Here is a 24081-nt window from a genome sequence, read left to right as displayed (position 1 = left end):
TTGCGGCGCCGGGGGCATGCGGGGCCGGAATATGCGCGGCGTGTCAGGCCGAGGGCCGGCGCCGGTAGGTCAGCACCAGTACGTCGCGGTGCGCCGCCGCCGCCGGGTCGCGCGGGGTCACCGCGGTCACGCCGTGGAGCACGCGGTGGTCGTCCACCAGTGCGATGTCGCGTGGCCGGGTCAGGGTGAAACTGCCCAGCGTCGTGCGGTCGGGTGCGTGGATCGAAGTCGTGCCGCGCTCGATGTTGTGGCGGGCGATCATCGCCACCAGCACGTAATCGACGCCGTCGCGGTGCATGCCCTCGGGTGTCGGTTCGCCGGCCTGCCCGGGCGCGGCCTCGATCCGGAACTGGTGCGCCTCGATGAACCAGGGTGTCGACGCGCGCCCGTCCAGGGCCTCGAACACCGAGGCCCCCAACCGGGCGAGCGTGTGGAAACTGGAGCCGACGGCAACCTCCTCCATCGGCGCGAACCAGCGCTCGATCCCGCCCTGCAGCGGGTTGTGGACGGTGGTCTGGAAGTGCGGTTGCGGCGGCAGGCGTCGGAGCCCGGTCCCCTCGTTGCGCGGGCCGGCCTCGTCCCACGCGAACACCGCGTGCCGACGGCGTCTGCGCCGACCGGTGGCGATCAAATACCGGTCCGGCTCGAGGCGGTCCCAGCTCGCGGCGAAGTCCGCCCAGTCCTCAAGCCCGCCGAGGGCGTCGAGCAGCGGATCCACCTCGTCGGCCCCCGCGAACGCGAACCCGTCGCGCCGGACCAGGCGGCGAAACCGCTCCAGCCCGCTACTGTCCGGCTCCACCGTCGGCGGCCCCGGTCAGCGGATCGCCAGTGCGGCGAGCACGAGCAACGCGACCACGCATGCAAGCCCTGCGGCCCAGATCAGGCTGCGCAGGGTCGCCAGATTGGCGAGGTAGGCGACGCCATGCAGGACCCGCGCGATGACGAAGGCGACGGCGAGCAGGGCGACCAGCGATTCCTCGACGCCGGCCAGCTGCGCCAGCACGACGCCGGCGGCGAACGGTGCGAACGCCTCGAACGCGTTCAGTTGCGCCGCGTTGGCCCGCACGGTGCGGGGGTTGTCCTGGCGGGCGATCCAGCCGCGCGGATCGCGGTTGTCGAAACGGCTGCCGCCGGTCTTGGCGACCACCGTCCAGACATACGGCAGCAGTGCGGCGATCAGCACGCACCAGTAGGCGGTCGCTAACGTCATGGCGGGGCCCTCGTTGATTGTCCGCGACAGCCTAGCCGAAAACGACGACGGCGCCCGCAGGCGCCGTCGCTGTGCCGCGAAGAAGGGCGACCGTCAGCCGCCGCCCTCCGCCCTGGCCGACATCATCTTCTCGCGCGCGGCGCGGAATGCGTTGCCTTCGTACCAGTTGGGCCAGGCATCGCCGCCGGCCAGCACGCGGCCGACCCCGTACAGCGCTTCGAGGTCCTGCACCACGCCGTCCATGTTCCACGACGGGTCGAACTCGTCGGACGGCTTGTGGTAACGGTTGTCGCGGTAGTCCAGGTGCGCCTGCTTGCCGGCCTCGCTGCCGCCCTCGACCAGCTCGTCGCCGCCCTTGGCGTACAGCGCCGGCACGCCGGCCTTGGCGAAGTTGAAGTGGTCGGAGCGGAAGTAGAAGCCGCTTTCCGGCGTCGCCTCGGCGCGCAGCTCGCGGTCCTGCGCGGTCGCGACCTCGCGCAGCACGTCCTCCAGCTCGGAGTTGCCGAGGCCGACGACGGTGATGTCGCGGGTCTTGCCGATCACCGGCATCGCGTCGAGGTTGATCACCGCCACGGTCTGGTCGAGCGGCACGCTCGGGTGGGCGACGTAGTACTTCGAACCGAGCAGGCCGGACTCCTCAAGCGTCACCGCGAGGAACAGCACCGAGCGCTCCGGCGCCGGCTCCTGGGCGACGAAGGCTTCGGCGATCTCGAGGATGCCGGCGATGCCGGTGGCGTTGTCGATCGCGCCGTTGTAGATGCTGTCCGCGGCGGCGTCGGCCCCGCCCTCGTCGCCGTGGTCGCCGAGGTGGTCCCAGTGGCCCATGTAGATCACCGCCTCGTCCGGACGGGTGCTGCCGGGCAGCCTGGCGATCACGTTCTGCGACGACTTCTCGGAACTCGTGCTGGCCAGTTCGAGCGACATCGTCGCGTCCAGCTCGACCGCCTTGAAGCCCTTGCGGTTGGCCGCCCGGTACAGCGCGTCGAGGTCCTGGCCGCTGCCGGCCATCAACTCGCGGGCGACGTCGGCGGTGAGCCAGCCCTGCGCGGGCAGGCGCGGCTCGGGATCGTCCTTGGCCGGCAGGTCGAACTGCGGGCCGGTCCAGGAGTTCTCCACCACGTCCCAGCCGTAGGAGGCGCCGGCGGTGTCGTGGACGATCAGCGCCGCGGCGGCGCCCTGGCGGGCGGCCTCTTCGTACTTGTAGGTCCAGCGGCCGTAGTAGGTCATCCGCTTGCCTTCGAACAGCTCGGCGTCCTGCGAGTGGAAGCCCGGGTCGTTGATCAGGATGACCACCGTCTTGCCCTTGACGTCGAGGCCGGCGTAGTCGTTCCAGCCCAGCTCCGGCGCGTTGACGCCGTAGCCGACGAACACCAGCGGGCTGTCGTCGATGTCGATCCTGGCCTGGCCGGTGCGGGTGCCGACCACCATCTCGTCGCCGTATTCGAGCTCGCGCGGCTCGCCGTCGATGGTCAGGGTCATGCGGGTGCCGGCGGGGTCGGCGGTGGTCTCCACCATCGGCACCGTCTGCAGGTAGCTGTCGCCGTTGCCCGGCTGCAGGCCGAGGCGCTCGAACTGCTCGACCAGGTAGGCGACGGTCTTTTCCTCGCCGACGCTGCCCGGCGCGCGGCCGGCGAACTCGTCGGAGGCGAGCCGCTCGACGTGGGCGGCGAAGTCGCCGGCGTTGATGGAGGGCTCGAACTCGGCGGTGGCGGCCGGGGCGGTGGCGTCGGCACCGGCGGCCGGCGTGGTCGCGGGTTCGGCCGGGCGGTCGCAGGCCGCCAGGACCAGCGCGGCGGCCACCATCGAGGTGGCGGGCAGGAGCGGGATGCGGGACATGACGCCTCCGGGGTTGCGGAACGCCCGATCCTAGCAGCGTTGCCCACCCGGCGCCGCGGCCACCGGCGAACCGGCAGCCGCCGCAAAGACCGCGCCGTCAGTCGCCGCCCGGGGCCCGCGCGCCGCTGTAGCGCACCGCCTCGGCGCCGGTGACCGGGCCGATGGTGGCGCTCTCGTGCACGTACAGCGACACCTCGTGTTCGAACACCAGCGGCCCGTCGACGCGGGCGTCCTGCGCGATCACCACCCGCGGGTTGCGCTGCTTGAACGAAATCCACTGGTGGTCCGGCTTCTCGTAGCGGATGCCGCCGTGCACGTGCGAGCCGATGCCGACGGTGAGGTCGCCGTTGACGGTCTCGATGCCTTCGGCGACGTCGGTGTCGACCAGCCCGATCGCGCCGTTGACGGTCTCGATGCCGCCGCTGACGTTGCCGCCGTGGTCGATGAAGATGCCGCCATTGACGGTGCCGACGTCGTCGCCGATGGCCACTTGGCGCCCGACCCGGATGCTGCCGTTGACCGTCGACAGGCCGCCGACCCTGGCACCGTCGTACACCTTGATGCTGCCGTTGACGGTCTCGGCGTCGCCGGCGCTGGCGTTCTCGCCGACCCGGATGCTGCCGTTGACGGTGTCGAGGTCGCCGGCGCGGCCGCCGTCCTCGACCTTGATGCTGCCGTTGACCTTGCTGTGGTCCTGATCCTGGGCGGAGGCCGGCGCCGACAGCGCGAATGCCGCGGCGAGGGCGAGCGGGAGGAGCGAAACGGCGATCGGGCGTCGGGTCATGGCGGTGTCCAGTTGCGGAGGGGGCTTGCCGGTTTGGATGCGGCGCCGGCGGTGGCGGTTTAATCCGCGGGCGGCCGCCAACCGCCACGGGGCCTTGATAACCCGCTTCGCTACAATCCGCCCCTGTCCGAAGTCACTGGAACCATCGTCGTGTCCGAGCCCGCCGTGCCCGCCATCCGTCCCGTCGTGCTGCTGATCCTGGATGGCTGGGGCCACCGCGACGACCCCGCCGACAACGCGCTGGCGCAGGCCCGCCTGCCCAACTGGGACGCGCTGGTGGCATCGGCGCCGCGCACCCTGATCCACACCGAGGGGCGTCACGTCGGCCTGCCGGACGGACAGATGGGCAACTCCGAGGTCGGCCACATGAACCTCGGCGCCGGGCGGATCGTCTACCAGGACCTGACCCGGATCGACGCGGCGATCGAGGACGGCAGTTTCTTCGCCAACGACGAGCTGCGCGCGGCCTGCGCGGCGGTACGTGAATCGGGCGGCACGCTGCACCTGATGGGGCTGCTGTCGCCGGGCGGCGTGCACAGCCACGAGGCGCACATCTTCGCGATGATCGACATGGCCCGCCGCGAAGGCGTGGCCGACGTCGCCGTGCATGCCTTCCTCGACGGCCGCGACATGCCGCCGCGCTCGGCGGCGCCGAGCCTGGCCCGCCTGCAGGCGGCCTGCGCGGCGGCCGGCAACGCGCGCATCGCCAGCGTCGGCGGACGGTACTTCGCGATGGACCGAGACAAGCGCTGGGACCGCCTGCGCCAGGCCTGGGACGCGATCGTCGAGGGCCGTGGCGCGCGCACCGCCGCCGACGCCGCGCAGGCGCTGGAGGCGGCCTACGCCCGCGGCGAGAACGACGAGTTCGTGCTGCCGACCGTGATCGGCGCGCCGGCGCCGATGCGCGACGGCGACGCGGTGGTGTTCATGAATTTCCGTGCCGACCGCGCGCGCCAGCTGGCCGCGGCATTCGTGGCGCCGGGCTTCGACGGCTTCGATGCGCGCCGGCCGGCGCTGTCGCGCTTCACCTGCCTGACCGAGTACGACGCCACGCTGCCGGCGCCGGTCGCGTTCGGCCCGGAGGACCTGCGCAACACCCTCGGCGAGGTGCTGGCCGACCGCGGCCTGCGCCAGCTGCGCATCGCCGAGACCGAGAAGTACGCCCACGTCACCTTCTTCTTCAGCGGCGGCCGCGAGGCCGAGTACGACGGCGAAACCCGGATCCTCGTGCCGAGCCCGCAGGTCGCGACCTACGACCTGCAACCGGAGATGAGCTGCCCCGAGGTCACCGAAAAGCTCGTCGCCGCGATCCGTTCCGGCGACATCGACGTCGCCATCTGCAACATCGCCAACCCCGACATGGTCGGCCATAGCGGCAGCCTGGCGGCCGCGATCAAGGCGGTCGAGGCGGTCGACGTGGCGATCGGCGCGGTCGCCGCGGCGGTGCGCGAGACCGGCGGCGCGCTGCTGGTGACCGCCGACCACGGCAACGTCGAGATGATGCGCGACGCCGAAACCGGCCAGCCGCACACCTCGCACACGGTCGGGCCGGTGCCGCTGGTGTACCTCGGCCCGCGCCCGGCGACGCTGCGCAGCGGCGGTGCCCTGCGTGACGTCGCGCCGACCGTGCTCGACCTGCTCGGCGTGCCGGTGCCGGCCGAAATGAGCGGCAAGAGCCTGCTGCTGGACGCCGCCGGCTGATGTTCCGCGGCCTCGCCCGGCAGGCCCTGCTGCTGGCGCTGGTCGCGCTGGTGGCCGGCGGCGCCTCGGCGCAGAGCAGCCGCGAGGCCGAGCGCAAGCTGGAGACGATCCGCAAGGAGCTCAAGTCGGTCGCCAGCGAGCGGCGCGAGATCGAATCCAAGCGCGGCGCCGCCACCCGCGAGCTGCGCAAGGCCGACGAACAGGTCGCCAGCTCCAGCCGCGCGCTCGCCGCCATCGAGGCCGAACTGGCCGCCAGCGAGGCCGAGCTGGCGCAGCTGCAGGACCAGCGCGGCGAACTGGAAACCCGCCTCGGCGGCCGCCGCGACGAACTCGCGCGGTTGCTGCGCGCCGCCTACGCGCAGGGCGACGCCGCTCCGCTGAAACTGCTGCTGGCGCAGGACCGGGTTGCCGACGCCAACCGGCTGCTGGCCTACCACCGCTACGTCCAGCGCGACCGCGCCGCCCGCATCGACGAACTCGGCCGCGCCCTGGCCGAGCTCGACACCGTGCAGGCCCGCATCGACACCCGCCGCGCCGACCTCGAAACCGCGCGCGAACGCCGCAAGGCGCAACTCGCGCAACTGCAGAAGGACCGCGCCGAACGCAAGGCGCTGGTCGCCGGCCTCGACCGGCGCTTCGAGGACCGGCGCAGCCGCGAGAAGGCACTCGGCCGCGACGCCAAGGGGCTGGAGCAGCTGCTGAAGAAGCTGCGCGCGGCCGCGGCGAAAGCCGAAGCCCAGCGCCGCGCCGCCGCCGCCGCGAAAGCCGAGCGCGAGGCCCGCGAGGCCCGCGAAGCCGCCAGCGCCGGTCGCACCGCGCCAGCCACGCCGAAGCCGGCCGCGACCGTCGCCACCGGCCCCAGCGTCGGCGGCGCCGGCTGGCCGCTGGCCGGCAACCTGCTCGCCGGCTACCGCGCAAAGCTGCCCGATGGCCGCAGCAGCGACGGCCTGCTGATCGCCGCCGCCGCCGGCACCCCGGTCAAGGCCGTCGCCGACGGCACCGTGGTCTATTCGGAATGGATGAGCGGCTTCGGCCTGATCCTGATCATCGACCACGGCAACGGCTACATGAGCCTGTACGCGCACAACGACGCCCTGCTGCGCGACGCCGGCGACCCGGTGAAGCGTGGCGAGCAGGTCGCCACCGTCGGCAGTTCCGGCGGCCACGGCCGTCCGGCGCTGTACTTCGAACTGCGGCGGAACGGCGAGCCGGTCGACCCGGGCAGCTGGCTCAAGCGCTGAGCCGCGCAGCGCCAGCGGATTTACGGAACCTTCCGCGCCGGCGCCGTAACGTCGGCTGACGCCGGCCGGCGCGGCCGACATACTCGGCGGAACGAAACGCCCGCCCGCCGGTCCGAAGCCCCAGTGTCCCCGGAGTGTCCCGATGCCGCATCGCCGCCTTGCCCCGCTCGTCCTCGCCACCGGCCTGTCGCTGGCCTGCCTCCCGCTCGCCGCGCAGCAGCCACAGGTGCCGGATGCGGACGCCGCGGCAACGGCCGCGCAGGACGGCGGCTCGAAGATCCCGCTCGACGAAATCCGCCGCTACGTCGCGGTCTACAGCGCGGTCAAGGCCGCCTACGTCGAACCGGTCGACGACGAGCAACTGATGCACTCGGCGATCCGCGGCCTGCTGCTCGACCTCGACCCGCACAGCGCCTACCTCGAAGCCGACGCCGCCGACGAGTTCGAGGAGCAGGCGCGCGGCAACTACGACGGCATCGGCGTCGAGATCTTCCGCCAGCCCGACGGCAGCCTGCGCGTGATCGCGCCGATCGACGACACCCCGGCCGCGCGCGCCGGGGTCAAGGCCGGTGACCTGATCGTCGCCATCGACGGCACGCCGCTGCGCGCCGGCGAGGGCGATTCCTCGACCCCGCTGCGCGGCGAGCCGGGCACCACGGTCGAGCTGACCATCCTGCGCGACGGCGAGGAGCAGCCGCTCAAGCTCGACGTGGAGCGCCAGACCATCAACATCGCCAGCGTGCGCGGCCGGATGCTGGAGCCGGGCTACGGCTACGTGCGCGTGAGCACCTTCCAGGCCGACACCGCGGCCGACTTCGAACGCAAGGTGGCGAGCCTCTCCGGGGAGGCCGGCGGGCGCCTGCGCGGCCTGGTGATCGACCTGCGCAGCAACCCCGGCGGGCTGCTGACCTCGGCGGTGCAGATCGCCGACGCACTGCTCGACGACGGCGCCATCGTCAGCACCCGCGGCCGCATCCCGGTCAGCGACGCGGTATTCAACGCGACCCCGGGCGACCGCCTGCACGGCGCGCCGGTGGTGGTATTGGTGGATGCCGGCTCGGCCAGTGCCTCGGAGGTGCTGGCCGGTGCGCTCGGCGACAACGGCCGCGCCCGCATCGTCGGCAGCCGCACCTTCGGCAAGGGTTCGGTGCAGACCGTGCTGCCGCTCGACAACGGCGACTCGGTCAAGCTCACCACCGCGCGCTACTACACCCCGGACGGGCGCTCGATCCAGGCCCTGGGCATCGTGCCCGACGTGGTCCTGCACGCCGACGCCGGGAGTGGTGACGGACGTCCCGCCGGTTACACCGAGGCCGACCTGCCGGGCCACCTCGGCGCCGAGGATGCCGGCGACGGCGAGGCGCAGCCGGGCGTCAACGCCGGCGAGGTGCTCGACGGCGAGCGCCACGTCGCCGCCGCGCTGGCCGAACTCAAGAAGCTGGTGGCCGCCGCCCCGGCCACCGCGGCGACGCCGAAGGGCTGACCGCCGGCAACGCGGCGCCGGCCTAGAACCCGCGCCGCCGCCGCAGCCGCCGCGCGATCCCGGCCCGCGCCAGCAGCGCGAACGCGCCTCCGAACGCGAACCCCGCCAGGTGCGCCGACCACGCCACCGCGCCGAAGGCCGGGCCGATGAAGGTGAACACCACCTGCAGCGCCGCCCAGACGCCGATCAGCAGCGGCGCCGGCACCTTCACGAACTGCAGGAACAGCCCCAGCGGCACCACCACGCCGAGCTTGGCCGACGGAAACAGCGCCAGGTAGGCGCCGATCAGTGCCGACACCGCCCCGCTGGCGCCGATGATGAGCCGGTCCGGCGTGCCGATCGCCAGCACCGCGGCGAGGTTCGCCACCGCGCCGCCGAGCAGGAACAGCAGCATGAAGCGCCACGGTCCCATCGCCCGCTCGGCCGGCAGCCCGAAGATCAGCAGGAACACCAGGTTGCCCAGCAGGTGCGCCCAGTCGGCGTGCAGGAACAGCGCCGTCACCAGCCGCAGCAGGCTGCCGTCGCCGGGCGCCTGCTGCCAGGCCGCCGGCGTGGTCAGCCCGCCCGACAGCGCGCCCCACTCGAGCACCCAGCGGTGCTGCTCCGCCGCCGGCGCCCACGCCAGCCACGTGAAGCTGCCCCACAGCGCCGCGAACAGCAGCGGCGTGGCCCAGCGCATCGGAGGTTTCTGGCGCGACGGAATCGAGACGAACAAGGTGGGCCTCGTGGCGGGCGCATTGTTAGCGTGGGGTTAATCGGCGCGCTATAGTGCAGACGGCGCCGTATGGCGGCTGCCCCGGCCCTGCCGGTGACCGGTCCCGCCGCGCTGCAGGCAGGGCCGAAGAAAAACATAAAACTCCAGTGGAGACCACACGCATGCAACACGCACACCGCCTCACCCTCACGGCGCTCGCGCTGGGCATCACCGGCGTCCTGACGCTCGGCCAGGCGAACGCAACCGGCTTCCAGATCCGCGAAAACAGCGTCCAGAACCTCGGCCGCGCGAATGCCGGCACGGCTGTTGCCGAGAACGATGCATCGGTGGTTTCCAACAATCCGGCGGCGATGGTCAACATCGACCGCACCACCGTCCAGGTCGACGCGACCGTGATCGACCTCAATGCCGAGTTCAACGGCGGTGGCCAGGCCGCGGCCGGCACTCCGCTCGCGCAGCCGCTGACCGGCGGCGACGGCGGCGACCCGGGCGATCCGACCGCGGTTCCGGCGATCGCGATTGTCGCACCGCTGACGGGCGCGTTTGAAGGCCTGACCGTCGGTGCCAGCATCAACGCGCCGTTCGGCCTTGCCACCGAGTACGACCGTGACTGGGTTGGCCGCTACAACGCGGTCGAGTCGGACGTTAAAACCATCGACCTCACCCTGTCGGCTGCGGTCAAGCTGCACGAGACCTTCTCGGTCGGTGTCGGCCTGATCTACCAGCGCGCCGACGTGACACTGTCCAACGCGGTCGACTTCGGGTCCGGCATCTGCCGCGTCAACATCGCCGCCTGTATCACGCCGGATCCGGTCAACGCGCCCTTCGGCCCGCAGAAGAACGATGGCTTCGTCGAGGTCAGTGGCACCGACAACGGCCTGGGCTGGTTGCTCGGATTCCAGTTCCGCCCGACCGAGCGGTTGTCGATCGGCTACTCGCACCACTCCGAGGTCGATCACGAGATCGACGGCGACATCGACTTCACCGTGCCACCCGCAGTGGTCGCGGCGATGGGTCCGATGGCAGCGGCCTACGCCGACGGCCCCGGCGGCGCCAAGCTGACCACCCCGAGCATCGATACCCTGAGCGCGAAGTACGACTTCACCGATACGTTTCGAATGATGGCCGACGTCCAGGTCACCGGTTGGGAGTCGCTGCAGGCGGTCAACATCCAGCGCGCCAGCGGCACTCCGATCGCCAGCGAGCAGTTCCAGTGGGAAGACTCGACGATGTACGCGTTGGGCGGCGAGTACGACCTCAGTGATGCCTTCACCCTGCGTGCCGGCGTCGCGATCGACGAGACCCCGACCAACGACGAGCACCGCACCCCGCGGCTGCCCGACAACGACCGCCAGCTGTACACCCTCGGCCTGACCTGGAACGCCTCGCCGAACCTGAGCGTCGATGCGGCTTACATGCGCATCGAGATCGACTCTCCGACCATCTCGGCAGTGTCCACCAGCGGCAGCCTGCTGGTCGGCGAGTACAAGGGCCACGCCAACCTGTTCGGCGTCGCCGCCCGCTATCGCTTCTGACGGTTAGCCACGCAAAAGAAAAAGCCCCGCTCCGGCGGGGCTTTTTCGTTGGCGCCCCGCGGAGGGAGGCGCCGGGCCGCGACCGCGGTTACTCGCCCAGCGTCAGCAGCGAGGCATTGCCGCCCGAAGCGGTGGTGTTGATGGTGATCGTCTTCTCGGTGGTGAAGCGCGGCAGGTAGTGCGGGCCGCCGGCCTTCGGACCGGTGCCCGACAGGCCTTGGCCGCCGAACGGCTGCACGCCGACCACCGCGCCGACCTGGTTGCGGTTGACGTAGCAGTTGCCGACCTTGATCCGCGCGGCGATCTTCTCGACCGTCGCGTCGATCCGCGAATGCACGCCGAGGGTCAGGCCGTAGCCGGTCGAGTTGACCGCGTCGATCACCTTGTCGAGCTCGCCGACCTTCCAGCGGATCACGTGCAGCACCGGCCCGAACACCTCCTTGTCGAGCTGGTCGAGCGACTGCAGCTCATAGGCGCGCGGGGCGAAGAAGCTGCCGTGCGCGGTGTCGTCGTCCATCGCGACGGTGGCGATCGGGCGCGCCTCGCGGTCCATCCGCGCGGCGTGCGCCTGCAGGTTCTTCAGCGCGTCCTCGTCGATCACCGGGCCGACGTCGGTCGACAGCAGGCCGGGGTCGCCGACCTTCAGCTCGGCCATCGCGCCGGCCAGCATGGTGATCACCTTGTCGCCGATGTCGTCCTGCACGAACAGCACGCGCGCGGCCGAGCAGCGCTGGCCGGCCGAGGTGAACGCCGAACTCATCGCGTCCTTGACCAGCTGCTCGGGCAGCGCCGAGGAGTCGGCGATCAGGGCGTTCTGGCCACCCGTCTCGGCGATCAGCACGCCGATCGCGCCATCGCGCGATGCCAGTGCGCGGTTGATCGCGTTGGCGGTCTCGTTGGAACCGGTGAAGGCGACGCCAGCGATGCGCGGGTCCTTCGTCAACGTGGCGCCGACGGTCTGGCCGTCGCCCGGCACGAACTGCAGCACGTCCACCGGCACGCCGGCCTCGTGCAGCAGCTTGGTCGCGGCGTAGCCGACCAGGTTGGTCTGCTCGGCCGGCTTGGCGATCACGCTGTTGCCGGTGGCCAGCGCGGCGGCGACCTGGCCGATGTAGATCGCCAGCGGGAAGTTCCACGGGCTGATGCAGACGAACGCGCCGCGGCCGTGCAGATGCAGGGTGTTGGTCTCGCCGGTCGGGCCGGGCAGCGGCTCGACCAGGAACATCCTGCGCGCCTGGCAGGCGTAGTAGCGCAGGAAGTCGACCGCCTCGCGCACTTCGCCGACGCCGTCGGCAATGGTCTTGCCGGCGTCCTTGGTGCACATCGCGATGAACTCGGCCATGCGCGACTCGAGCAGGTTGGCGGCGTGCTCGAGGATCGCCGCGCGGCTTGCGGCCGGCGTCGCGTCCCACTTCGGCTGGGCGGCGACCGCGTTGACCACGGCCTGCTCGACGGTGGCGGCGTCGGCCGGCAGCCACTGGCCGACGACCTCGCGGCGGTCGGCCGGGTTGGTCACCGGCAGGCGCTCGCCGGACGGACGGGCACCCGGCACCAGCGGCTCGGCGAACCAGTCGTCGCGCACGGAGGCGTTGATCTGTTCGGCCAGCGCGCGCAGCTGGTCGTCGTTGGCGAGGTTGACGCCCATGGAGTTGCTCCTGTCGCAATACTTCAACGAGTCCGCGAAGCTGCGGTAGATGTCGACCGGCAGCGGGATGCGGGGGTGCATGATGGTTTCGAACCCGGCCACGGTCTGCACCGGGTCGCGGATGAGGTCGTCGATGGCGACGTCCTCGTCGGTGATGCTGTTGACGAAGCTGGAGTTGGCGCCGTTCTCGAGCAGGCGGCGGACCAGGTACGGCAGCAGGTCCTCGTGGCTGCCGACCGGCGCGTACACCCGGCACGGCACGTCGAGGCGGTCGGCCGGGATCACCTCGGCGTAGAGGTCGTCGCCCATGCCGTGCAGCTTCTGGAACTCGAACTCGACCCGCTTGCCGCCCAGCCGCGCCATCCGGTGCACGGTGGCGATGGTCTGCGCGTTGTGGGTCGCGAACATCGGGTAGATCGCGTCGGCGGCGTCGATCATCCGGCGCGCGTTGGCGAGGTAGGACACGTCGGTGTTGGGCTTGCGGGTGAACACCGGGTAGCCGACGTGGCCGTCGACCTGCGCACGCTTGATCTCGGTGTCCCAGTACGCACCCTTGACCAGCCGCACCGGGATCCTGCGGCCGTGGCGGCGGGCGAGGTCGGCGATGAAGTCGATCACCTCCGGCGCGCGCTTCTGGTACGCCTGGATCGCCAGCCCGCAGCCTTCCCAGCCGTCCAGCGAGGCGTCGGAGTAGGCGCCGGCGAACACGTCCAGCGAGAGCTCCAGCCGGTCGGCTTCCTCGGCGTCGACGGTGAATCCGATGCCGTGCTGCTTCGCCAGCCGGGCCAGCTCGAGCACGCGCGGGGTCAGCTCGGCCAGCACCCGGGCGCGCTTGGCGTGCTCGTAGCGCGGGTGCAGTGCCGACAGCTTGACCGAGATGCTCGGCGTGCCGAACACGTCGGCGTTGCGGAAGTCGCCGCTGGCGCCGATCGCGGCGATCGCGTCGCGGTAGGCCTGCAGGTAGCGGTCGGCATCGGCGGCGGTCAGCGCGGCCTCGCCGAGCATGTCGTAGGAGTAGCGATAGCTGGCGTTGATGCCCTTCTTCGAGCGCGCCAGCGCCTCGCCGATGGTCCGCCCCATCACGAACTGGTGGCCCATGATCTTCATCGCCTGGCGCACCGCCAGGCGGATCACCGGCTCGCCGACGCGGCCGACCAGCCGCTGGAAGGCGTTGTGCACGTCGCGCTTGGTCTCGTCGGCCAGGTCGACCAGGTGGCCGGTCAGCATCAGGCCCCAGGTGGAGGCGTTGACCAGCACCGAGTCCGACTTGCCCATGTGCCGCTTCCAGTCGGCCTCGCCGAGCTTGTCGCGGATCAGCCGGTCGGTGGTCTCCTCGTCGGGGATGCGCAGCAGCGCCTCGGCCACGCACATCAGCAGCACGCCTTCCTCGCTGCCGAGGTCGTACTGGCGCATGAAGGCCTCGATCGCGCCCTGGTCGCGGGCGCGTGCGCGGACCCGGGTGACCAGGTCGGCGGCCACCGCCTGCGCGGCGGCGCGTTCGGCCTCGGGCAGGCGCGCGCGGTCGAGCAGGTCGCGCACGTGGGCGGCCTCGTCGCGCATCCAGCCGGTGGTGATGGCGGCACGCGGGCCAACCGGCGCCTGCGGCAGTTCGGGAGTGATCAACGCACGGGAACGCGCGTCGCCGGCGCGGTCGCCGGCAATGGGGGGCTGGCTGGCCATGGAAAACCCACAGAAAAGAGGGCGGGGAACGGCTGCTAGTCTAAGCCTCCGGAAGGGGGCGTGGGCGCCCCCGCGACCTTGCCATGCCTGTCCGATTCATCCGCCCGCGGCGGCCGGTCGGGGAGGGGCCGAAGCACCCCCGCGGGCAGCCTCGACGCGAGTCGTTTGACCTGCGTCATGGCCCGCGCGAGGCCGTCTGTGATGGAGATCGGCTTGCCGCTCCCCGGCTCCAGGGCTACCATTCGGAGGTTATCCGTAGCGCCCGGTGGCCGTGTGCCATCGGCGTGATGGGCCCCGGGCGGGCTCGCCAGCCACCATTCGCTTGGTCCAGCGCCGCCACGGCGTGCGGCGCCGGCAGTGGCAGCCCGCGGAGCACGAAAAATCGTAACTTCCTGACAATAAAGTTGATTCTGGGGCTCGAAGTGATGAAAGCCGGTCGTTTCAAGCAATGGGCAGCGGGCGTCGCAATGGCGGCGTCGCCGGTCCTCGCATTCGCGCAGAGCGCCGATCCGGAGCGTTGGCAGCTCAACATGGGCCGCGGCGTCACCCACCTGTCCAACAACGCATACGAAGCCCACATGCTGGCGCTGTGGATCTGCGTGGCGATCGGCGTGCTGGTGTTCGGCGCGATGGCGGTGGCGATGTTCCGCTTCCGCAAGTCGAAGGGCGCCGTGCCGGACCGCGACTTCACCCACAGCACCCGGCTGGAGATCCTCTGGACCGTGATCCCGGTGGTGCTGCTGGTGCTGATGGCGGCCCCGGCGACCACCAAGCTGATCGCGATGTACGACACCCGCGACGCCGAGATGACCGTCAAGGTCACCGGCTACCAGTGGATGTGGAAGTACGAGTACCTGGGCGAGGGCGTCGAGTTCACCAGCCGCCTCGACCGCAAGAGCGACGCCCTGCGCCAGAGTGGCGTGGTGCCGACCGCGGCCGACCACGCCAACTACCTGCTCGACGTCGACAACGTGCTGGTGCTGCCGACCGACACCAAGATCCGCTTCGTGATCACCGCCGACGACGTCATCCACGCATGGTGGGTGCCGGCGCTGGGCTGGAAGCAGGACGCGGTGCCGGGCATCGTCAACGAAGCCTGGACCGACATCTCGACCCCGGGCATCTACCGCGGCCAGTGCGCCGAGCTGTGCGGCAAGGACCACGGCTTCATGCCGATCGTGGTCAAGGCCGTGCCTCCGGCGGAGTACCGCCAGTGGCTGGCCGCGCAGCAGGCCGGCGGCTGATCCGTCCGCGTCGTCAAACAAACGTAATCCAGAGGTAGGCCATGGCTGCCACGCACCCCGTTGCTGATCACCACGATGACCACGCCCACAAGCAGGGCTTCATCGACCGTTGGTTCTTTTCGACCAACCACAAGGACATCGGAACGCTGTACCTGATCTTCAGCTTCCTGATGTTCATCGTCGGCGCGGCGATGTCGGTGGTCATCCGCACCGAGCTGGCGGTCCCCGGCCTGCAGCACGTCGATCCCGAGTTCTTCAACCAGATGACGTCGATGCACGCGCTGGTGATGATCTTCGGCGGCGTGATGCCGGCGTTCGTCGGCCTCGGCAACTGGATGATCCCGCTGCAGATCGGCGCGCCGGACATGGCGCTGCCGCGCATGAACAACTGGTCGTTCTGGATCCTGCCGTTCGCCTTCACCCTGCTGCTGCTGACCCTGTTCCTCCCGGGTGGCGGCCCCGCCGCGGGCTGGACGATGTACCCGCCGCTGTCGCTGCAGGGCGGTTCCAACGTCGCCTTCTCGATCTTCGCCATCCACATGATGGGCATCAGCTCGATCATGGGCGCGATCAACATCATCGCCACCGTGCTCAACATGCGCGCGCCGGGCATGGACCTGCTGAAGATGCCGATCTTCACCTGGACCTGGCTGATCACCGCGTTCCTGCTGATCGCGGTGATGCCGGTGCTGGCCGGCGCGGTCACCATGCTGCTGACCGACAAGTTCTTCGCGACCTCGTTCTTCAACGCCGCCGGCGGCGGTGACCCGGTGATGTACCAGCACATCTTCTGGTTCTTCGGGCACCCCGAGGTCTACATCATGATCCTGCCGGCGTTCGGCATCGTGTCGGAGATCATCCCGACCTTCGCCCGCAAGCCGCTGTTCGGCTACCAGGCGATGGTGTACGCGACCGCCGCGATCGCCTTCCTGTCGTTCATCGTGTGGGCGCACCACATGTTCACGGCCGGCATGCCGCTGGGCGGCGAGATCTACTTCATGTACGCCACCATGCTGATCTCGATCCCGACCGGCGTGAAGGTGTTCAACTGGGTCACCACGATGTGGCGCGGTTCGATGACGTTCGAGTCGCCGATGCTGTGGGCGATCGCGTTCGTGATCCTGTTCACCATCGGCGGCTTCTCCGGCCTGATGCTGGCGATCGTGCCGGCCGACTTCCAGTACCACGACACCTACTTCGTGGTCGCGCACTTCCACTACGTGCTGGTGACCGGCGCGCTGTTCGCGATCATCGGCGCGGTCTACTACTGGTGGCCGAAGTGGACCGGCCGGATGTACAGCGAAGGCCTGGCCAAGTTCCACTTCTGGTGGACCATGGTGTTCGTCAACCTGCTGTTCTTCCCGCAGCACTTCCTCGGCCTGGCCGGCATGCCGCGTCGCATCCCGGACTACAACGTGGTGTTCGCCGACTGGAACCTGGTCAGCTCGATCGGCGCGTTCGGCATGTTCGTCACCCCGTTCCTGATGGCGTTCATCCTGTGGCGCTCGAAGAAGGCCGGTGCGCCGGCCGAGGCCCGTGCCTGGGAAGGCGCCCGTGGCCTGGAGTGGACCGTGCCGAGTCCGGCGCCGCACCACACCTTCACCACGCCGCCGGTGATCCGCGACGGCGACCTCGCCCACGGCGACGTCACCCACTGACGCCGGCACGCCGCACGCCATGATCCCGACCCGCGATCCCCGCCTGGACCCCGACGCACGCCGCAAGGCCGTGCGCCGGACCGCGCTGTGGATCGGCGGGATCGTGCTGGCGGTGTACGTCGCCTTCATCCTCAGCGGAGTGGTGGGGCGGTGAGCGCGCCGCGGACCCCGGAGCAGACGCAGGCCCGGGCCAGCAAGGGCCTGGGCAAGATGCTGGTGGTGGCGGTGCTGGCGTTCGGCTTCACCTTCTCGCTGGTGCCGCTGTACCGCATCGCCTGCGAGAAGGTGTTCGGCATCCGCCTCGACAACACCGCGGCGGCGGCCACGCCGGCCCGCGGCGCCGCCGACCGGCTGGTCACGGTGCAGTTCGACGGCGGGGTCAACTCCAAGCTGCCGTGGCAGTTCGAGCCCAACCGGCTGACCATGCAGGTGCGCCCGGGCCAGCAGTACGAAACCAGCTACCGCGCGCACAACAACAGCGACCGGACGATCGTCGGCAGCGCGGTGCCCTCGGTGGCGCCGGCGCGGGCGTCGGGCTATTTCAGCAAGACCGAGTGCTTCTGCTTCACCGCACAGACCATGCTCGCCGGCGAAAGCCGCGACATGCCGGTGCGCTTCATCGTCGACCCGAACCTCCCCGAGGACGTGAAGACGATCACGCTGTCCTATACCTTCTACAAGAACGACGCGCTGACCGCGCAGCAGGCCGCGTCGGCCCATCCGGTGGCCGGTACCCCGGCCGCCGCACCGTAACAACGCATCCACGAACCACGGAAACGCCGCCATGGCCCAAGCCCAATCGCCAGACGCCAACATCTACTTCGTGCCGCACAGCAGCCGCTGGCCGTTCCTCGGCTCGATCGCGCTGTTCGTGGCGATGGTCGGCTTCGCCACCATGCTCAACGACGTCAGCTGGGGCGGCTGGACCTTCGTGATCGGCCTGGCGCTGCTGGCGGGCGTGCTGTTCGGCTGGTTCGGCGATGTCATCCGCGAGTCGGTGCGCGGCAACTACAACCGCCAGGTCGACGTCTCGTTCCGGATGGGGATGATCTGGTTCATCTTCTCCGAGGTGATGTTCTTCGCCGCGTTCTTCGGCGCGCTGTTCTACGCGCGCCAGTACGCGCTGCCGTGGCTCGGCGGCGCCGGTGACGGCATGGCCACCAACAACCTGCTGTGGGAAGGATTCAGCGCGGCGTGGCCGACCAACGGCCCGGGCGCGGTCGGTGGCCAGTTCCAGACCATCCCGGCGTGGGGCCTGCCGCTGCTCAACACGCTGATCCTGCTGACCTCGGGCGTGACCATCACCGCCGCCCACCACGCGCTCAAGGCCGGCAACCGCCGCGGCCTGCTGGTCTGGCTCGGCATCACCGTGCTGCTGGGCTGCGTGTTCCTGTTCTTCCAGGCGGAGGAGTACATCCACGCCTACCGCGACCTCAACCTGACCCTGGGTTCGGGCATCTACGGTTCGACCTTCTTCATGCTGACCGGCTTCCACGGCCTGCACGTGACCCTGGGCACCATCATGCTCGCGGTGATCTGGTTCCGCTGCCTGAAGGGCCACTTCGACAGCGACAACCACTTCGGCTTCGAGGCGGTGGCGTGGTACTGGCACTTCGTCGACGTGGTCTGGCTCGGCCTGTTCCTGTTCGTCTACGTGCTCTGAGCCAAACGGCCGGCGCTCCCCGCGGGGAGCGCGACGCGGGGACCGTCGCAACCGCGCCCGTCGCGGTTTCGACGTTTAGGGCGCCCGGAAACCCGGCGCCGGCGGAGGCTTAGCGGCCGACGCCGTGGAACTCGATCCAGCCCATCTTCGCCGCCAGCACCACCAGCACGATCAGCGCGATGGACAGCGCGATGCGACGGGTCAGCGCATTGACCGTGCGTTTGCTCTCGCCCTTGTCGACCAGCATGTAATAGAGGCCGGCACCGAGGTTCCAGAGTATGAGAATCAGGAAGCCGACGATCAGCAGGGTCTTCATCAACATGCTCCGGCGCACCGCGCCCAGGGTGGCCGCCGGGGCCACGACGCGGCCATTATCGCAGGCCGCGGTGGTGGTGCGATGAGCCGCGGGGCCACGCTGGTGCTGGGCTGGTCGCTGGCAGTCGCGGCGATGGTGCTGTTTGCCGGCCTCGGCCGCTGGCAGTCGCAGCGCGCGGTGGAAAAGCAGGCGATGCTCGACGCTGCCGCGCAGGTGCTGACCACGCGCGAGGTCCACCCGCTGGCCGCTGCCCACGACCCGGCCCGCATCGACCGCTACGACTGGGCGGTCGGCACCGGCACGTTCGACCCTCGCGCGCCGCTGCTGCTCGACAACCAGCAGCGCGACGGCCGGGTCGGCGTGCGCGCCTACCGGATCTTCGTGCCCGGCGACGCCGGCCCGCTGCTGGTCGACCTCGGCTGGCTGCCGCTGCCGCCATCGCGCGAGCTGCCGCCGGTGCCGCGGCCGGAAGGCCGGCTGGAACTGCGCGGCCTGCTGGCGGCGCCGCCGTCGAGCGGGATCCGGATCGGCCGAGGCCTGCTGCAGGTCGACGAGGGCTGGCTGCTGACCCGTGTCGACATGGACGCGATCGCTGAGGCGACCGGGCTGTCCGCGCCGCTGGCGCCGCGCGTGCTGCGGCTCGACCCGGCAATGCCGCTGGGCTACGAGCGCGACCTCGAACTGCTCGCCAACACGCTGCCGCCCGACAAGCACCGCGGCTACGCCGTCCAGTGGTACGGGCTGGCGCTGACGGTGCTGGCGACCGCGCTGATCCTCACCTTCCGCCGCCGGCGCAGCACGCCGGGCGGCCCCCGCGAATGAAGGCTCCGGCATGAACGACACCAGGGTGGTCGACGACCGCACCCGCAATCGCAATCGGATGTTCCTGATCGCGATCTTCGTGATGTTCTTCGGCAGCATGCTGGTCGCCGGCATCCTGCGGTTCTCCGGCTGGCAGCCGGAAGGGCGCAGGAACCACGGCGAGCTGCTCGACCCGCCGGGCGACCTGCGCGACGTCGTGCCGCGGCTGGCCGACGGCGGCGAGTACCGCTGGGCGGACGAGGCGCGCACCTGGCGCATCGTGGCGGCGCCGCCGGCCGGATGCGGCACCGCCTGCGACGCGCTCGCGCGCGACCTCGATACCGTCTGGCGCCTGTTCGGCAAGGACGCGGACCGGGTCGACCTGCTGTGGATCTGCAACGCCGAAGGCTGCATGCCGCCGGCCGATGCGCGCCCGCGCAGCCTCCACCTGCTGGACCCGGATCCACGCCTGCGGGCCGCGCTGCCGCGCGCCGACGCCGGTGTCGGAGGCGTGCCGGTCTACGTGATCGACCCGAACGGCTTCGTGATCCTGCGCTACCCTCCCGGCTTCGATCCGGCGGGGCTGCGCGCCGACATCGCCAAGTTGCTGAAACTGATCTGAGCGCCGCCTGCCGGCGCCATCGCACGAGAACCGCATGACCACGACCCGCACCGCGTCCCCCCCGCGCGCCTTCGCCAGGCCCGCCCGCCATTTCCACCGGCTGGCGTGGCTGGCGGTGGCGCTGGCGCTCGGGGTGATCGTGTTCGGTGCGTTCGTGCGGTTGTCCGACGCCGGCCTGAGCTGCCCGGACTGGCCCACCTGCTACGGCCGCGCGGCGTGGCCGACCGAGGCCAGCCAGGGCGCCGACCACGCCGCCACCGCGATCCGCCCAGTCGAGGTGCACAAGGCCTGGCGAGAGCAGTTCCACCGGATGATCGCCGGTGCGCTCGGCGTGCTGACGCTGGCGCTGGCGCTGCTGGCCGTGCGCCGCCGTCGCCACGGCGTCGCCCAGGTGCTGGCGGCGGCAGCGCTGGTGGCGGTCGCGATCCCGCTGTACATGCACGGCGAGCACGTCGCGGCGTCTGTGCTGGCGGTCGCCGGCGAGGCGGTGCTGCTGTTCGCCGCGCTGCGCTGGAGCAACCTCGACCTGGCGCGGGTGGCGGCCATCACGTTGGCGGTGATCATCTTCCAGGCGCTGCTGGGGATGTGGACGGTGACCTGGCTGCTCAAGCCCATCGTGGTGATGGGGCACCTGCTCGGCGGCCTGCTGACGTTCTCGCTGCTGCTGTGGATGGCGTGGCGGGCGACCGGCCTGCCGATCCGGCTGGCCGACGCGGCGCGGCTGCGTCGCTGGCTGGTGGCGGGGCTGGTGCTGCTGGGCGTGCAGATCGCGCTGGGCGGCTGGACCAGCGCCAATTACGCCGCGCTCGCCTGCGGCACCGACTTCCCGACCTGCGTCGGCCAGTGGTGGCCGCCGACCGACTTCGGCGAAGGCTTCGTGCTGTGGCGCGGGATCGGCGTCGACTACGAGGGCGGCATCCTCGACGGCGCCTCGCGCATCGCGATCCAGATGGCGCACCGGATGATGGCGGTGGTGGTGTTCGTCTACCTGCTGTGGCTGGCGGCGCGGCTGCTGCGCACGCCCGGCCTGCGTGGCTGGGCCAGTGCGCTGGGGCTGCTGACGATCGCCCAGGTGTCGCTCGGCGTCGCCAACGTCAAGCTGGCGCTGCCGCTGTGGACCGCGGTACTGCACAACGCCGGCGCGGTGCTGCTGCTGTTCGTGCTGGTGTCGCTGCTCGCCCGCCTGCGGGCGCCGGAGGCGTGATGGACAAGCCGGCCCGACCGACCGTGAAGCAGTACTGGGACCTGACCAAGCCGCGCGTGGTCGCGCTGATCGTGTTCACCGCGGCGATCGGCATGTTCCTCGCCGTGCCGGGGTTGCCGCCGCTCAAGGAGTCGGTGCTGGGCTTCCTCGGCATCTGGCTGGCGGCGGCGTCGGCGGCGGCGATCAACCAGCTGATGGACTCGCGGATCGACGCCAAGATGGCACGCACCGCCTGGCGGCCGATCGTCGCCGGCCAGGTCACCCCGCGGCAGGCGCTGGTGTTCGCGCTGGCGCTGGCGGCCACCTCGATGGTGATCCTGCTGGTGTGGGTCAACGTGCTGACCGCGCTGCTGACCTTCGCCTCGCTGATCGGCTACGCGGTGATCTACACGGTGTTCCTCAAGCGCGCGACGCCGCAGAACATCGTCATCGGCGGCATCGCCGGGGCGGCACCGCCTGCGCTGGGCTGGGCCGCGATCACCGGCACGCTCGACCCGCACGCGCTGCTGCTGGTGCTGATCATCTTCGTCTGGACCCCGCCGCATTTCTGGGCGCTGGCGATCTTCCGCCGCGAGGACTACCGCAAGGCGATGGTGCCGATGCTGCCGGTCACCCACGGCGTCGAGTACACGCGCTGGCAGATCCTGTTCTACACCGTGCTGCTGGTGGTGGTGACGGTGCTGCCGTGGGCCACCGGCATGAGCGGGCTGTTCTACCTCGGCGGCGCGCTGGTGCTCGGCCTGGTGTTCCTGTGGCACGCGTGGCGGCTGATGGACCCGCCGGACGAGCTGTACGCGATGGAGGTGTTCAAGTACTCGATCGTGTACCTGATGGCGCTGTTCGCGTTCCTGCTCGTCGACCACTGGCTGCTGCCGCTGATGGAACCCGCCGCCGCGTTCGAACTGCGGCCCGTGGAGTGATGGCGGGACCGGCCACCCCGCCGCCCGGAGACGCTCCGCACCTGCGTGACGGCGCCACCACCGACGCGTTGCCGGTCGCGCCGGCGCTCGGGGCCAGCCTCGACGCCGCGCGGATGCCGCGCCGCTCCACCCTGGTCGAGCCGCGGATCCTGCTGATCGTCGCGTTGTCGCTGCTGCTCGGCGTCGCCGCGGCGTTCGTCGCGCAGGCACTGGTGGCCCTGATCGGGCTGGTCACCAACCTTGCCTTCCACGGCCGCTGGTCGTTCCACGAGGCCGCGCCGGCCGGCCACGCGCTGGGTCCGTGGGTGATCGTGGTGCCGGTGATCGGCGGCCTGATCGTCGGGGTGATGGCGCGTTGGGGTTCGCGCGCGATCCGCGGCCACGGCATCCCCGAGGCGATGGAGCAGGTGCTGCTCAACGAGTCGAAGATCGCCCCGCGCATCACCTTCCTCAAGCCGGTGTCGTCGGCGATCGCAATCGGCACCGGCGGGCCGTTCGGCGCCGAGGGGCCGATCATCGCCACCGGCGGCGCGCTGGGGTCCTTCGTCGGCCAGGTGCTACGGGTCACCGGCGCCGAGCGCAAGGTGCTGCTGGCGGCCGGCGCCGCGGCCGGCATGGCGGCGATCTTCGGCTCGCCGGTGGCGGCGGTGATCCTCGCGGTCGAGCTGCTGCTGTTCGAGCTGCGGCCGCGCTCGCTGATCCCGGTGGCGCTGGCGACGGTGGTCGCGACCGGCGTGCGCCACGCGCTGGTCGGCAGCGAGCCGGTGTTCGCGATGCCCGCCATCGCCGAGCCCGGCGGCGCCGCCCTGCTGGCCTACGTGGTGCTGGGCGCGGCGATCGGGCTGGTCAGCGTCGGCGTGACCCGCATCGTGTACGGGGTCGAGGACGCATTCGAGAAGCTGCCGGTGCACTGGATGTGGTGGCCGGCGATCGGTGGCCTGGCGGTCGGCGTGATCGGCTACTTCGCGCCGCTGACGCTCGGCGTCGGCTACACCAACATCGAGCGGATCGTCTCCGGCGAGTTCGCGGTCGGCGCGCTGGCGCTGCTGTGCGTGGCCAAGTTCGCCTCGTGGGCGATCGCGCTGGGCAGCGGCACCGCAGCTCGGGGTCGACCCGCGCATCGCCGGGCTGGTCGGTATGGCGGCGATCTTCGCCGGCTCCTCGCGCGCGCTGCTGACCTCGGTGGTGTTCGCGTTCGAGACCACCGGCCAGCCGGCCGGGCTGCTGCCGCTGCTGGGCGGCTGCGTCGCCGCCTACCTGGTGTCGGCGCTGATCATGCGCAACACCATCATGACCGAGAAGATCGCCCGCCGCGGGGTGCGCGTGCCGGGTGAATACGCCGCCGACCACCTGGAGCTGGTGCCGGTCGGCGACGCCTGCTCGCGCGAGGTGGTGACGCTGCAGACCCGCGACGAGCTCGGCCGGGTGCGGCACTGGATGGCCTCGGGTACCGCCGACGCGCAGCACCAGGGCTACCCGGTCATCGACGACACCGGCCGGGTGCGCGGCGTGATCACCCGGCGCGACCTGCTCGACCCGTCGCACCCCAACATCCGCCGCATCGGCGACATGCTGGTGCGACCGCCGGTGGTGGTGCAGGAGGACCACTCGCTGCGCGAGGCGGCCGACCACATGGTCGAGAACGACATCGGCCGGCTGGTCGTGGTCGGCGCCGCGGAACCGCATCCGCTGGTCGGCATCCTGACCCGTGGCGATCTGCTGGCCGCGCATGCCCGGCGCCTGAAGGAGGCGCACCAGGCCGGCCGCCACATCCGCCTGCGCGATTCACTGCGGCGGCGTCGCGGCTGAGCCGGGGCGGGCCC

The 24081-nt window shown here is 71.0% G+C and carries 19 protein-coding genes and 3 pseudogenes; 15 read left to right on the top strand and 7 right to left on the bottom strand.

Features of this window, described 5'->3' with window-relative positions; genetic code table 11:
• Nucleotides 1-43: 43 nt before the first annotated feature.
• The 4 genes from N799_RS11525 to N799_RS11510 form a co-directional block, all read right to left on the bottom strand.
• On the bottom strand, nucleotides 44-799 hold the full coding sequence (locus N799_RS11525) for a 2OG-Fe dioxygenase family protein (RefSeq protein ID WP_036212515.1): 756 nt from the start codon (nucleotides 797-799) through the stop codon (nucleotides 44-46).
• A 15-nt stretch (nucleotides 800-814) separates the two neighbouring features.
• Complete coding sequence (locus N799_RS11520) at nucleotides 815-1210, bottom strand: MAPEG family protein (RefSeq protein ID WP_036212513.1); 396 nt, start codon at nucleotides 1208-1210, stop codon at nucleotides 815-817.
• 93 nt (nucleotides 1211-1303) lie between these two features.
• Nucleotides 1304-3046 (bottom strand): M28 family metallopeptidase, encoded by a 1743-nt coding sequence (locus tag N799_RS11515; protein WP_036212511.1) that lies wholly within the window; start codon nucleotides 3044-3046, stop codon nucleotides 1304-1306.
• A 97-nt stretch (nucleotides 3047-3143) separates the two neighbouring features.
• Nucleotides 3144-3830: a DUF4097 family beta strand repeat-containing protein gene (locus N799_RS11510; RefSeq protein WP_036212508.1), complete on the bottom strand. Its 687-nt coding sequence runs from the start codon at nucleotides 3828-3830 to the stop codon at nucleotides 3144-3146.
• Between the two features lie 150 nt (nucleotides 3831-3980).
• On the opposite strand from N799_RS11510, the gene gpmI reads away from it, so the two are divergent.
• The 3 genes and pseudogenes from gpmI to N799_RS11495 all read left to right on the top strand — a co-directional run.
• Nucleotides 3981-5531 carry a 2,3-bisphosphoglycerate-independent phosphoglycerate mutase gene (gene gpmI, locus N799_RS11505; RefSeq protein ID WP_081974997.1) on the top strand — a complete coding sequence of 517 codons (1551 nt, stop codon included), beginning with the start codon at nucleotides 3981-3983 and terminating at the stop codon, nucleotides 5529-5531.
• Nucleotides 5531-6772, top strand: a complete 1242-nt coding sequence (locus N799_RS11500; RefSeq protein WP_036212507.1) for a murein hydrolase activator EnvC family protein — start codon at nucleotides 5531-5533, stop codon at nucleotides 6770-6772. The genes gpmI and N799_RS11500 overlap by 1 nt, the downstream gene beginning before the upstream one ends.
• A 142-nt stretch (nucleotides 6773-6914) precedes the next feature.
• Nucleotides 6915-8396 (top strand): annotated as a pseudogene (locus N799_RS11495) (S41 family peptidase); the annotation flags it as partial.
• Here N799_RS11495 and N799_RS14900 read toward each other — a convergent pair.
• Nucleotides 8278-8970, bottom strand: a complete 693-nt coding sequence (locus N799_RS14900; RefSeq protein ID WP_036212504.1) for a rhomboid family intramembrane serine protease — start codon at nucleotides 8968-8970, stop codon at nucleotides 8278-8280. The pseudogene N799_RS11495 and the gene N799_RS14900 sit on opposite strands and share 119 nt — an antisense overlap.
• A gap of 161 nt (nucleotides 8971-9131) precedes the next feature.
• On the opposite strand from N799_RS14900, the gene N799_RS11485 reads away from it, so the two are divergent.
• The gene (locus N799_RS11485) at nucleotides 9132-10505 is read left to right on the top strand and encodes an OmpP1/FadL family transporter (RefSeq protein ID WP_036212503.1); all 1374 of its coding nucleotides are present in this window, start codon (nucleotides 9132-9134) and stop codon (nucleotides 10503-10505) included.
• An 88-nt stretch (nucleotides 10506-10593) separates the two neighbouring features.
• Here N799_RS11485 and putA read toward each other — a convergent pair whose 3' ends face one another.
• Nucleotides 10594-13830: a bifunctional proline dehydrogenase/L-glutamate gamma-semialdehyde dehydrogenase PutA gene (gene putA / locus N799_RS11480; RefSeq protein ID WP_052101504.1), complete on the bottom strand. Its 3237-nt coding sequence runs from the start codon at nucleotides 13828-13830 to the stop codon at nucleotides 10594-10596.
• 425 nt (nucleotides 13831-14255) lie between these two features.
• Here putA and coxB point away from each other — a divergent pair.
• The 5 genes and pseudogenes from coxB to N799_RS11460 form a co-directional block, all read left to right on the top strand.
• Nucleotides 14256-15062: pseudogene (coxB, locus tag N799_RS11475) on the top strand (cytochrome c oxidase subunit II); the annotation flags it as partial.
• Nucleotides 15063-15115: 53 nt separating this feature from the next.
• Nucleotides 15116-16732, top strand: coding sequence for a cytochrome c oxidase subunit I (ctaD, locus tag N799_RS11470; protein WP_036212502.1), 1617 nt, complete (start codon nucleotides 15116-15118; stop codon nucleotides 16730-16732).
• A gap of 19 nt (nucleotides 16733-16751) precedes the next feature.
• The gene (locus tag N799_RS16035; RefSeq protein ID WP_275040618.1) at nucleotides 16752-16886 is read left to right on the top strand and encodes a hypothetical protein; all 135 of its coding nucleotides are present in this window, start codon (nucleotides 16752-16754) and stop codon (nucleotides 16884-16886) included.
• Nucleotides 16887-16942: 56 nt separating this feature from the next.
• The gene (locus N799_RS11465; protein WP_052101506.1) at nucleotides 16943-17485 is read left to right on the top strand and encodes a cytochrome c oxidase assembly protein; all 543 of its coding nucleotides are present in this window, start codon (nucleotides 16943-16945) and stop codon (nucleotides 17483-17485) included.
• Between the two features lie 31 nt (nucleotides 17486-17516).
• Complete coding sequence (locus tag N799_RS11460) at nucleotides 17517-18395, top strand: cytochrome c oxidase subunit 3 (protein ID WP_036212501.1); 879 nt, start codon at nucleotides 17517-17519, stop codon at nucleotides 18393-18395.
• A 109-nt stretch (nucleotides 18396-18504) separates the two neighbouring features.
• Here the strand turns inward: N799_RS11460 and N799_RS11455 are convergent, their stop codons facing one another.
• The gene (locus tag N799_RS11455) at nucleotides 18505-18717 is read right to left on the bottom strand and encodes a twin transmembrane helix small protein (RefSeq protein ID WP_036212523.1); all 213 of its coding nucleotides are present in this window, start codon (nucleotides 18715-18717) and stop codon (nucleotides 18505-18507) included.
• A gap of 75 nt (nucleotides 18718-18792) precedes the next feature.
• Here N799_RS11455 and N799_RS11450 point away from each other — a divergent pair, with 75 nt between their 5' ends.
• From N799_RS11450 to N799_RS16095, 6 genes and pseudogenes are all read left to right on the top strand, one after another.
• On the top strand, nucleotides 18793-19533 hold the full coding sequence (locus N799_RS11450; RefSeq protein WP_036212492.1) for an SURF1 family protein: 741 nt from the start codon (nucleotides 18793-18795) through the stop codon (nucleotides 19531-19533).
• A 10-nt stretch (nucleotides 19534-19543) separates the two neighbouring features.
• Entirely contained in the window at nucleotides 19544-20134 is a 591-nt protein-coding gene (locus tag N799_RS11445) for a hypothetical protein (RefSeq protein WP_036212490.1), read from the top strand.
• Nucleotides 20135-20168: 34 nt separating this feature from the next.
• The gene (locus N799_RS11440) at nucleotides 20169-21338 is read left to right on the top strand and encodes a COX15/CtaA family protein (protein ID WP_052101503.1); all 1170 of its coding nucleotides are present in this window, start codon (nucleotides 20169-20171) and stop codon (nucleotides 21336-21338) included.
• Complete coding sequence (locus N799_RS11435; RefSeq protein WP_036212487.1) at nucleotides 21338-22258, top strand: heme o synthase; 921 nt, start codon at nucleotides 21338-21340, stop codon at nucleotides 22256-22258. Before N799_RS11440 ends, N799_RS11435 begins: the two co-directional genes overlap by 1 nt.
• Nucleotides 22258-23464: pseudogene (locus N799_RS16100) on the top strand (chloride channel protein); the annotation flags it as partial. The gene N799_RS11435 and the pseudogene N799_RS16100, both read left to right, overlap by 1 nt.
• A 69-nt stretch (nucleotides 23465-23533) precedes the next feature.
• Nucleotides 23534-24067: a CBS domain-containing protein gene (locus tag N799_RS16095; protein ID WP_338038919.1), complete on the top strand. Its 534-nt coding sequence runs from the start codon at nucleotides 23534-23536 to the stop codon at nucleotides 24065-24067.
• Nucleotides 24068-24081: the final 14 nt, after the last annotated feature.

Origin of the sequence: Lysobacter arseniciresistens ZS79, assembly GCF_000768335.1 — a bacterium.
Classification (GTDB): domain Bacteria; phylum Pseudomonadota; class Gammaproteobacteria; order Xanthomonadales; family Xanthomonadaceae; genus Novilysobacter; species Novilysobacter arseniciresistens.
This window is presented reverse-complemented; position numbering and strand designations above follow the sequence as displayed.

Coding starts and splice junctions, on each gene's coding strand:
- N799_RS11520 (WP_036212513.1), bottom strand. CDS start 1,210: ATGACGTTAGCGACCGCCTACTGGTGCGTGCTGATCGCCGCACTGCTG.
- N799_RS11515 (WP_036212511.1), bottom strand. CDS start 3,046: ATGTCCCGCATCCCGCTCCTGCCCGCCACCTCGATGGTGGCCGCCGCG.
- N799_RS11510 (WP_036212508.1), bottom strand. CDS start 3,830: ATGACCCGACGCCCGATCGCCGTTTCGCTCCTCCCGCTCGCCCTCGCC.
- N799_RS11500 (WP_036212507.1), top strand. CDS start 5,531: ATGTTCCGCGGCCTCGCCCGGCAGGCCCTGCTGCTGGCGCTGGTCGCG.
- N799_RS11485 (WP_036212503.1), top strand. CDS start 9,132: ATGCAACACGCACACCGCCTCACCCTCACGGCGCTCGCGCTGGGCATC.
- putA (WP_052101504.1), bottom strand. CDS start 13,830: ATGGCCAGCCAGCCCCCCATTGCCGGCGACCGCGCCGGCGACGCGCGT.
- ctaD (WP_036212502.1), top strand. CDS start 15,116: ATGGCTGCCACGCACCCCGTTGCTGATCACCACGATGACCACGCCCAC.
- N799_RS16035 (WP_275040618.1), top strand. CDS start 16,752: ATGATCCCGACCCGCGATCCCCGCCTGGACCCCGACGCACGCCGCAAG.
- N799_RS11465 (WP_052101506.1), top strand. CDS start 16,943: ATGCTGGTGGTGGCGGTGCTGGCGTTCGGCTTCACCTTCTCGCTGGTG.
- N799_RS11460 (WP_036212501.1), top strand. CDS start 17,517: ATGGCCCAAGCCCAATCGCCAGACGCCAACATCTACTTCGTGCCGCAC.
- N799_RS11455 (WP_036212523.1), bottom strand. CDS start 18,717: ATGTTGATGAAGACCCTGCTGATCGTCGGCTTCCTGATTCTCATACTC.
- N799_RS11450 (WP_036212492.1), top strand. CDS start 18,793: ATGAGCCGCGGGGCCACGCTGGTGCTGGGCTGGTCGCTGGCAGTCGCG.
- N799_RS11445 (WP_036212490.1), top strand. CDS start 19,544: ATGAACGACACCAGGGTGGTCGACGACCGCACCCGCAATCGCAATCGG.
- N799_RS11440 (WP_052101503.1), top strand. CDS start 20,169: ATGACCACGACCCGCACCGCGTCCCCCCCGCGCGCCTTCGCCAGGCCC.
- N799_RS11435 (WP_036212487.1), top strand. CDS start 21,338: ATGGACAAGCCGGCCCGACCGACCGTGAAGCAGTACTGGGACCTGACC.
- N799_RS16095 (WP_338038919.1), top strand. CDS start 23,534: ATGCGCAACACCATCATGACCGAGAAGATCGCCCGCCGCGGGGTGCGC.